General features: G+C 69.2%; 8 protein-coding genes. 5 read left to right on the forward strand and 3 right to left on the reverse strand.

The features are described 5' to 3' along the window. Positions 1-168: 168 nt before the first annotated feature. Together ACK4UM_RS20310 and ACK4UM_RS20315 are read right to left on the reverse strand one after the other, a co-directional pair. The gene (locus ACK4UM_RS20310; protein ID WP_409802671.1) at positions 169-669 is read right to left on the reverse strand and encodes a pyridoxamine 5'-phosphate oxidase family protein; all 501 of its coding nucleotides are present in this window, start codon (positions 667-669) and stop codon (positions 169-171) included. A 76-nt stretch (positions 670-745) separates the two neighbouring features. Continuing rightward, a complete protein-coding gene (locus tag ACK4UM_RS20315; protein WP_409802674.1) occupies positions 746-1,204 on the reverse strand; it encodes a hypothetical protein in 459 nt (152 codons plus the stop codon). 215 nt (positions 1,205-1,419) lie between these two features. On the opposite strand from ACK4UM_RS20315, the gene ACK4UM_RS20320 reads away from it, so the two are divergent. Continuing rightward, entirely contained in the window at positions 1,420-2,217 is a 798-nt protein-coding gene (locus ACK4UM_RS20320; RefSeq protein WP_409802678.1) for a CDP-alcohol phosphatidyltransferase family protein, read from the forward strand. Positions 2,218-2,599: 382 nt separating this feature from the next. Here the strand turns inward: ACK4UM_RS20320 and ACK4UM_RS20325 are convergent, their stop codons facing one another. Further along, positions 2,600-3,619 (reverse strand): YbhN family protein, encoded by a 1,020-nt coding sequence (locus tag ACK4UM_RS20325; RefSeq protein WP_409802681.1) that lies wholly within the window; start codon positions 3,617-3,619, stop codon positions 2,600-2,602. Positions 3,620-3,733: 114 nt separating this feature from the next. On the opposite strand from ACK4UM_RS20325, the gene ACK4UM_RS20330 reads away from it, so the two are divergent. The 4 genes from ACK4UM_RS20330 (at position 3,734) to ilvN (ending at position 8,668) form a co-directional block, all read left to right on the forward strand. After that, entirely contained in the window at positions 3,734-5,086 is a 1,353-nt protein-coding gene (locus ACK4UM_RS20330) for an aspartate aminotransferase family protein (protein ID WP_409802684.1), read from the forward strand. 549 nt (positions 5,087-5,635) lie between these two features. Beyond that, positions 5,636-7,408: an acetolactate synthase 3 large subunit gene (locus tag ACK4UM_RS20335; protein ID WP_409802688.1), complete on the forward strand. Its 1,773-nt coding sequence runs from the start codon at positions 5,636-5,638 to the stop codon at positions 7,406-7,408. Positions 7,409-7,424: 16 nt separating this feature from the next. Next, positions 7,425-8,114 (forward strand): glutathione S-transferase family protein, encoded by a 690-nt coding sequence (locus tag ACK4UM_RS20340; RefSeq protein WP_409802694.1) that lies wholly within the window; start codon positions 7,425-7,427, stop codon positions 8,112-8,114. 14 nt (positions 8,115-8,128) lie between these two features. After that, positions 8,129-8,668 (forward strand): acetolactate synthase small subunit, encoded by a 540-nt coding sequence (gene ilvN / locus ACK4UM_RS20345; RefSeq protein WP_409802691.1) that lies wholly within the window; start codon positions 8,129-8,131, stop codon positions 8,666-8,668. Positions 8,669-9,066 lie beyond the last annotated feature (398 nt).

Below are 9,066 nucleotides of genomic sequence, written 5' to 3' on the forward strand. Positions count from 1 at the left end.
GAATAAGCACGTCAATTGCGCTTGGTGCCCTGCCTGCGAAAAGGAAAATGATGAACAAACACAACTAGCTGCGGAAGCCCTTTAACGCGTCCGCAGCTTCAACATTTTCCCTAGTGGCTGGGGGCGGCGGCCCGGGACGGCGATCGTCGTGCCGCCATCGCGCGGCGGTCAGCCGAGGCGGACCTTGCCCTCGTCGCCGGGATGCTTCGGCGACTGGCCGGTGGCGGCCGCCTTGGCGTAGCCGAAGAGGTGCACCATCGTGCTCGACGGGCTGTCCCAATACGCGCCGTAATGCGGATGCACCTTGATGAAGGCGAGCTGCGGGTCGTCCTTGCCGTCGGGGAACCAGGTGCGCAGGCTCTCCTTCCAGTGCTTCTCGATCGCCGCCTTGTCGCGGACGATGTCGGCGCGGCCGGACACGGAGACGTAATCCTGGCGGCCGGGATGCGCATAGGAGAGGCAGACCTCGTGCTCGCGGCCGATCTCGCCGGCCTTGGCGCTGTCGACCTTGGTGGCGAACCACAGATCGCCGTTCTCGTCCGGCGGCTGCGTCCACATCGGGCGCGCCCGCATGGACCCGTCGGTCTCGAGCGTGGTCATCATCGCGACCTCGATGTCCTCGATCATGCCGAAGAGCTTCTTGCGGGCGTCCGCGTCGTCGTGAGCCATCGTGGCGGCCCTCCTCGTTTCGGGTGAGACTGTCTCGACCGGAAACGGCGCGGGCCGCCTTATGGTTCGCGCAGGTTCACCCGCGAAAACCGGTCATGCGCCCGCGCAAGGCGGCGATCTCGGTGCGCAGGCGGGAGATCAGCGTCGCGAAACGCCGCGCATCCTCGCCGTCGAAGGCGACCGCGTCGAGGGTGATCCCGCCCGGCTGGGCCTCGGATACCGGGATTCCGAGCCGCGCCGCCAGCGCGCGCACGGCCGCGCCGATGGCCCTTGCTTCGGCGCCGTCCTCCTCGCTGCGCCGCCGCGCGTCCGCGTGACGCAGGAGGAGGCCGATCAGGACGGCGATCTGGCCGCCCTGCGCCTCGGCCGCGCCCGCATGGCAGCGCTCGAGCATCCCGAGCTCGCGCATGAGCTCGCCGAGCATCGCGAGCGGGCCGTCTTCCCCCTGCGGCTCCGGCCGGCCGTGATCCGCCCGGCGCTCGCTGCGCCCGGACCGCGCCAAATCGCTTCCAACCCCCGCGAGACCGACCATCATGACCCGATCCCTCCATCAGCCATAACAAGAATACATGGCAAATGATTCGAACGCAATAAGCCTAGACAAATCGATGCGACGCCGAGCCGCCCGTGTCGCGACGCCGCAAATCCGCCTTGAACCGACGTGGAGATCGGTGCGTAGACGGCTCCAGGCACGTGCGCCCATCGCGGCGGCGCGGATGAAGCGGTCTCGAGGAGGGTCGATTGGCGACGATGCATCGGGCGAGGGCCATCGCGAAGAGCGCCGACGCGGCGACGGACGGCCTCCCGTCCGCGGCCGCATCGGCGCCTGCCCCGGTCTCGGGGACGTGGCCGGCGCTCGGCCTCGGTGCGATCGCGCTCGGCACGATCGGCCTCGTCCTCGTCGTCCAGGCCGGGCTCGATTGGCTGCCGCTCGCGGGGGCTCTCGCCGTCTACGCCGCGATCGCAGGGGTCGTCGCGCACCGGATCGACGCCTATCATCCGCATGCGCGTTTCGGCGCGGCGAACGGCATCACCCTGGCTCGGGCGGTGATCAATTGCCTGCTCGTGGGGCTCCTCCTCGATCTCGAGCGGCTCGCCGGCCACGAAGCGACGGTCGGCGTGATCTTCGTCGCCTTCGCCGCGATCTCCCTCGCGCTCGACGGGCTCGACGGGATCGCGGCGCGGCGGCTGCGGCTCGAGAGCCGTTTCGGCGCGCGCTTCGACGTCGAGGTGGACGGGCTCCTCCTCGTCCTTCTCGCGACCGCCGCCTATCGGCTCGACAAAGTCGGGATCTGGGTGCTCGCGATCGGTGGCGTCTATTACGTCTTCCTCGCCGCGCAGCACCTGATGCCCTGGCTGCGGGCGCCGCTGCCGCCTTCGTTCCGGCGCAAGGTGGTGTGCGTCGTGCAGGGCGCGAGCCTCGTCGTGCTCCTCCTGCCCTTCGTCGACCCCCCGCTCTCCACCGCGATCGCCGCCGGCGCGCTCGCCGCGCTCGCCTGGTCCTTCGCAGTCGACGTCGTCCTCCTGTGGCGCACCCGCCGCGCGTGATTTCGGCGCGTCTCCACTCGCCCGAATAGGTGAGGCGAATCGCACCTCGTGACCTGCGCACGGGATGGAGGCGATGAGGCGCCGCCCCTCTCCTTCCCCTCAGGGGAAGGTGGCCCGGCGGCGGAGCCGACGGGTCGGATGGGGTCATTCGCGCCGAAGGCGCGAAGGGGCGTGGTCCTAAAGCTCCTTACGTAAGGCGCACTTCGACGCCCCTTCGACCCTTCGGGTCGAACGACCCCATCCGTCTCCGACCCCTGTTCGGGGTCGGAGCCACCTTCCCCTGAGGGGAAGGAAAGGGAGCCGCCGTCACGGTTGTACGCATTCAGGAACCAAGATGTTCACACTCCCTCTCCCATTCGGGAGAGGGGTTCCGCCACCGAAATCACCGCCGCGCGCGGAGCGCCAGGACGAGGCCCGGAAGGGCGCCCGCGAGGCTCGTGAGGCCGTAGAGGATGGCCACCGCGAGGCCGAGGGCGGCGTCGACGCCGACGAGCGGGAAGAGGGCCGCCGCCGCGCCCTCGCGCAGGCCCCAGCCGCCGACCGACACGGGGACGAGCATCGCGACGAGGACGAGGGGCGCGATCGTCAGCCACACCGCGAGCGGCAGCTCGATCGAAAGCGCCGCGCCGCACAAGGCGAACACGCCGAGATAGGCCGCGACGATCAGCGCCGACAGCCCGAACTGGACCGGCAAGGCGCCGCGGCGCAGGAACGCCTCCGCGATGTCGGGCCCCAGATTCGCGAGCGCCGCCCGCACGGGGCGCGGCCCCCGCCGCGCGATCGCGACGAGCGCGAGGACGATGAGGATCGCGATCGCGATCGGCACCGCGACGGCGATCTCCAGCCGGTCCGGCAGGGCGCGGGCGAGCGTCAACGGCGCCAGCGCGAGGCCGAGGAGCGTCGTGGCGAAGAACACCGTCTGCCCCGCCGCGCGCTCGAGCGCGACCGAGCGCACGATCGCCCGCCAGCGCGGCTCGCCGTCGGCGCCCGTCTCGCGGTTGCGGACCGCGCGGATCGCGTCTCCGGCGACGCCGCCGGGCAGCACCTGGTTGAGGAAGCTAGCGACGTAATATTCGCGCACCGCGACGCGCGTCGGAAGGGCGATGCCGAGCCGGCGCGCCGTCAGCCGCCAGCGCAAGGCGGAGAGCGCGATCTGCGCCTGCACCAGCAGGAGAGCGAGCGCCAGCGGCCGCCAATCGGCCCGCGCCAGCGCCGCGAGCGTCTCGCGCCCGTCGACGATGCGCAGGATGACCGCGATCGCCGCGGCGAGCACGCAGAGCTGGAGCGCGACGCGCACGCGCGGATCGGCGAGCCGCGCCAGCACTCTTGCCGTCAGGCTCGCAGGAAGCGTCTCCGTACCGTCACGGAGCGCGCCGTCACGGAGTTGGATGTTGTGTTTCATCGTGCTATCAGCTTGAAACAGATGTATCGCCGCGTCGACCGGCACGCCCCTGCTCTCATACGCCGGAGCGGGCCTGCCGGATCGCCGCGCGACCGAAAGACGGGATCCGACATCGTGCTCACGAACCATGCTCCCTCGACCGGCGTGCTCCACCGCAGCCTGAGCCACGTCTATCCCGTCGCCGCGAGCGGCGAGGGGCTCTTCATCCGCGACGAGGAGGGCCGCGCCTATCTCGACGCCTGCGGCGGCGCCGCCGTCTCCTGCCTCGGGCACGGCCACCCGGAGGTGCTCGCGGCGATGCACGCCCAGCTCGACGCTCTCGCCTACGCCCATACGAGCTTCTTCACCACCCGCGTCGCCGAGGAGCTCGCCGATCACATGATCGCGCGCGCGCCCGCCAGCATGAGCCATGTCTATTTCGTCTCCGGCGGATCGGAGGCGATCGAGGCCGCGCTGAAGATGGCGCGTCAATACTTCGTCGAGATCGGGCAGCCCGAGCGCGCCCGGTTCGTCGCGCGCCGCCAGTCCTATCACGGCAACACGCTCGGCGCTCTGGCGGTGGGCGGCAACGAATGGCGCCGGCGCCAATTCGCGCCGCTCCTCGTCGAGACCCACCACGTCTCGCCGACCTACGACTACCGCGACCGCGCGCCGGGCGAGACGCCGGAGGCCTATGGCGAGCGTCTCGCGCGCGAGCTCGAGGACACGCTCCTCGCGCTCGGCCCGCAGACGGTCATCGCCTTCGTCGCCGAGACGGTAGGCGGGGCGACGTCGGGCGCGCTGACACCCCCGCCGGGCTATCTCGCCCGCGTGCGCGAGATCTGCGACCGCTACGGCGTGCTCCTGATCCTCGACGAGGTGATGTGCGGCATGGGCCGGACGGGGACGCTGCACGCCTGCGCGCAGGAGGGCGTGGCGCCCGATCTGATGGCGGTCGCCAAGGGCATGGGCGGCGGCTTCGCGCCGATCGGCGGCGTCTACGTCTCGGCCGCGATCGTCGACGCGTTCCGGCGCGGCTCGGGGCTCTTCCAGCACGGCCATACCTATCTCGGCCACGCGCTGGCCTGCGCCGGCGCGCTCGCCGTCCAGCGCATCATCGAGCGCGACGGGCTCCTGGACAACGTCGTGGCGATGGGCGAGCGGCTCTCCGAGCGCCTCGCCGCCCGCTTCGGCGAGCACCCCCATATCGGCGACATCCGGGGGAGGGGGCTGTTCCAGGCGATCGAGCTCGTCGCCGATCGGGGGACGAAGGCGCCCTTCGATCCGGCCGCGAAGCTCCACGCCCGCATCAAGGCGCAGGCGATGGCGCGCAGGCTGATGGTCTACCCGATGGGCGGCACCATCGACGGCGCGCGCGGCGACCACGTCCTGCTGGCGCCTCCCTATATCGTGCGCGCGGAGGACATCGACACGATCGTCGATAGCCTCGGCCAGGCGGTCGACGCGGCGATCGCGAGCGTGGGGTAGGGGCTCCGGGAAGAGCTCGTGAAGATCGCTCCAAGAACCTCTATGCCGTCATTCCGGGGCGCGAAGCGAGCCCGGAATCCAGAACCCCGACCTTGGATGAGCAGCCTATAGGCTGCGTCCGTCGACGTCTCGATTGCCAGGAGATGCGGAGCGAGCGCGCATGCGCGCTCGACCCAACGTCGGGAGTCTGGATTCCGGGTTCGCTTCGCGCCCCGGAATGACGGCGTGGGGTTTTCCGACGCTGAGGGGAAGGAGAGGAGGCATCTGCGCTGCGCCCGCCATCGACAGCCATCCCGCCCGCAAATCGCGGTTGACCGGAAGCGGCGATTGGACTAGCGTCCCGCGCAACTTTCGGAGCGAGTGCCGCAGATCATGCGCCAGATCATTCTCGTAATCGAAGCGCCATCGACGGAGCGGGGCTGACCCCCGTACGATCCGGCGATGGCGCACGAGGGCCCCCACCAGGGCCCTTTTTTATTGCCCGAACGACCCCCGACACCACGCAGACCTCCGAACCAGACCCGCGAGCGACAGACGAAGGACCAAGCGATGAGCGAGATGATGACCGGCGCCGAGATGGTCGTCCGCGCCCTCCAGGACCAGGGCGTCGAGCATATCTTCGGCTATCCCGGCGGCGCGGTGCTGCCGATCTACGACGCGCTCTTCCATCAGAACAGCGTCAAGCACATCCTCGTGCGCCACGAGCAGGGCGCCGTGCATGCGGCCGAAGGCTATGCGCGCTCCTCGGGCAAGGTCGGCGTCGTCCTCGTCACCTCGGGTCCCGGCGCGACGAACGCGGTCACCGGCCTCACCGACGCGCTGATGGACTCGATCCCGCTCGTGTGCATCACCGGCCAGGTGCCGACCCATCTCATCGGCTCCGACGCGTTCCAGGAATGCGACACGGTCGGCATCACCCGCCATTGCACGAAGCACAATTACCTCGTGAAGGACATCGCGGACCTGCCGCGCATCCTGCACGAGGCCTTCTACGTCGCCTCGAACGGCCGCCCGGGTCCGGTCGTCATCGATCTGCCGAAGGACATCCAGTTCAAGTCGGGCCTCTACGCCCGCCCGCGCGACAACCAGCACAAGACCTATCGGCCGGTGGTCAAGGGCGACGTCGAGAAGATCCGGCGCGCCGTCGAGCTGATGGCGGCGGCGAAGAAGCCGGTCTTCTACACGGGCGGCGGCGTCATCAATGCGGGCCCGCACGCGGCCGAGCTGCTGCGCGAGCTCGTGCGGCTGACGGGCTTCCCGATCACCTCCACCCTGATGGGGCTCGGCGCCTATCCCGCCTCCGACAAGCAGTTCCTCGGCATGCTCGGCATGCACGGGACCTACGAGGCGAACCTCGCCATGCACGGGTGCGATCTCCTGATCAATATCGGGGCGCGCTTCGACGATCGCATCACCGGGCGCCTCGACGCCTTCTCCCCGCATTCGCGCAAGATCCACGTCGACATCGATCCCTCCTCGATCAACAAGAACGTCAAGGTGGATCTCGGCATCGTCGGCGATTGCGGGCACGTGCTCGAGGACATGGTGCGCCTGTGGCGCTCGATGTCGCCCGTCGTCGACAAGCCTGCGCTCAACGCCTGGTGGGAAGAGATCGCCGGCTGGCGCGCGCGCAAGTGCCTCGCCTTCCGCAATTCCTCCGACGTCATCAAGCCGCAATACGCGATCCAGCGCCTCTACGAGCTGACGAAACACCGCGAGGTCTTCGTGACGACCGAGGTCGGCCAGCACCAGATGTGGGCGGCGCAATATTTCGGCTTCGACAAGCCCAATCGCTGGATGACCTCCGGAGGGCTCGGCACGATGGGCTACGGCCTGCCCGCGGCGATCGGCGCGCAGCTCGCCAACCCCTCTGGCCTCGTTATCGACATCGCCGGCGAGGCCTCGATCCTGATGAACATGCAGGAGATGTCGACCGCGCTGCAATATCGCCTGCCGGTGAAGGTCTTCATCCTCAACAACGAATATATGGGCATGGTCCGCCAATGGCAGGAGCTCCTGCACGGCGGCCGCTATTCGGAGAGCTATTCGGCCTCGCTGCCCGATTTCGTGAAGCTCGCCGAGGCCTATGGCGGGGTCGGCATCCGCTGCGACAAGCCCGCCGACCTCGACGCGGCGATCACTGAGATGATCTCCGTCGACCGGCCGGTGATCTTCGATTGCGTCGTCGACAAGACCGAGAACTGCTTCCCGATGATCCCCTCGGGCAAGGCCCACAACGAGATGCTGCTGAACGACTATCTCGGCGAGACCGGTGCGGATCTCGGATCGGTGATCGACGAGGAAGGCAAGATGCTGGTGTGAGGGGAGAAGGTCGAGCATCATGAAACTCGTCATCGCCAACAAGCTCTACTCCTCCTGGTCCATGCGGCCTTGGATCCTGATGCGCCATCTCGGCATCCCCTTCGAGGAGGTGCTGATCCCGCTGCGGCATGAGGACACGCGCGCGCGCATCCTGGAATACTCCCCCGCGGGCAAGGTCCCCGTCCTGATCGACGGGGAGGCGCGGGTGTGGGAATCGCTTGCGATCATCGACTACCTCGCCGATCTCCATCCCGAAGCGGACATCTGGCCGCGCGAGGACCTCGCCCGCGCCCATGCCCGCTCGATCGCGGCGGAGATGCATGCGGGCTTCGCGCCCCTGCGCAAGGCGATGCCGATGTTTCTCGGCGCGCGCTTCGCGCATCGCGACCGCGGCGATGAGGTCGCGGCGGACGTCGCGCGCATCGTCGCGATCTGGCGGGAGGCGCGCGAGCGCTTCGGCGCAAGCGGGCCCTTCCTCTTCGGCAAGACGTTCGGCGCGGCCGACGCGATGTACGCGCCCACGGTCACGCGGCTCGACACCTTCTCCTGGCCCGTCGATGCCGCCACGCGCGCCTATATGGACGCGATCCTCGCGCTTCCCGCGATGCAGGAATGGCGCGAGGCGGCTCTCGACGAGCCTTGGACGATCCCCTACGAGCCCCTGTTGGAGGAGCCCGTCGCCACCTTCCGCAGAGCCGGCGCCTGACAGAGCGAGCAGACATGCAGACCCATTATCCCGATCAGACCAAGGTCGAACCCGTCAACCGCCACACGCTCGCGGTGATCGTCGACAACGAGCCGGGCGTGCTCGCACGCATCGCGGGCCTGTTCTCGGGGCGCGGCTACAACATCGAGAGCCTCACCGTCTCCGAGACGCAGCACGCGCGCCACATCTCGCGGATCACCATCGTGACCGCCGGCACCGCGCCCGTCATCGAGCAGATCAAGGCGCAGCTCGAGCGGCTCGTGCCGGTCCACCGCGTCGACGATCTGACCGTGCGCGGCGAGGCGCTCGAGCGCGAATTGTGCCTCGTGAAGGTGGTGGGCTCCGGCGACCACCGCGTCGAGGCCCTGCGGCTGGCCGCCGCCTTCGGCGCCCGCACCCTCGATGCGACGCTCACCTCCTTCGTGTTCGAGCTCACCGGCGAGACCACCGACGTCGAGCGCTTCGTCAACCTGATGACCGGCGTGGGCCTCGTCGAGGTCGCCCGCACCGGCGTCGCCGCCATGAGCCGCGGCGCGCAGTCGATGGAGCAGTGAGGGGAGGGCGCGCACCCTTCTCCCGCCTCCCGTGTCATCCCCGGCCGGAGCACGCGTAGCGTGCGCAGGGGAAGGGGACCCAGCATGAGGAATGGCTTGCGCAGCAAGCTTCCGCTGGCGGCGACCAGCCGCCTGGACGGCGGCATGAGAGCGTGCTCCGCACGCATCATACGCTGGGTCCCCTTTCCCTCCGGTCGCAAGCGACCTCCGGCCGGGGATGACACCGGTGTGGCTTGCAGTGGGGTGCCCTCACCTCCGGCCCCTCTCCCGTATGGGCTACGCGATTCACACATCGTGATCTGCGGGTCGCAAGACAAAGGACAAGGCGCCGCCGCTCTCCTTCCCCTCAGGGGAAGGTGGCCCGGCGCCGAAGGCGACGGGTCGGATGGGGTTTTTCG

Source organism: Salinarimonas sp. (assembly GCF_046292825.1).
In the GTDB taxonomy this organism is placed as follows: Bacteria; Pseudomonadota; Alphaproteobacteria; order Rhizobiales; family Beijerinckiaceae; genus Salinarimonas.

What these genes read in the sequence shown, in the direction of transcription:
- ACK4UM_RS20310 (WP_409802671.1), bottom strand. Translation starts at nt 669, where the DNA reads ATGGCTCACGACGACGCGGACGCCCGCAAGAAGCTCTTCGGCATGATC.
- ACK4UM_RS20315 (WP_409802674.1), bottom strand. Translation starts at nt 1,204, where the DNA reads ATGATGGTCGGTCTCGCGGGGGTTGGAAGCGATTTGGCGCGGTCCGGG.
- ACK4UM_RS20320 (WP_409802678.1), top strand. Translation starts at nt 1,420, where the DNA reads ATGCATCGGGCGAGGGCCATCGCGAAGAGCGCCGACGCGGCGACGGAC.
- ACK4UM_RS20325 (WP_409802681.1), bottom strand. Translation starts at nt 3,619, where the DNA reads ATGAAACACAACATCCAACTCCGTGACGGCGCGCTCCGTGACGGTACG.
- ACK4UM_RS20335 (WP_409802688.1), top strand. Translation starts at nt 5,636, where the DNA reads ATGAGCGAGATGATGACCGGCGCCGAGATGGTCGTCCGCGCCCTCCAG.
- ilvN (WP_409802691.1), top strand. Translation starts at nt 8,129, where the DNA reads ATGCAGACCCATTATCCCGATCAGACCAAGGTCGAACCCGTCAACCGC.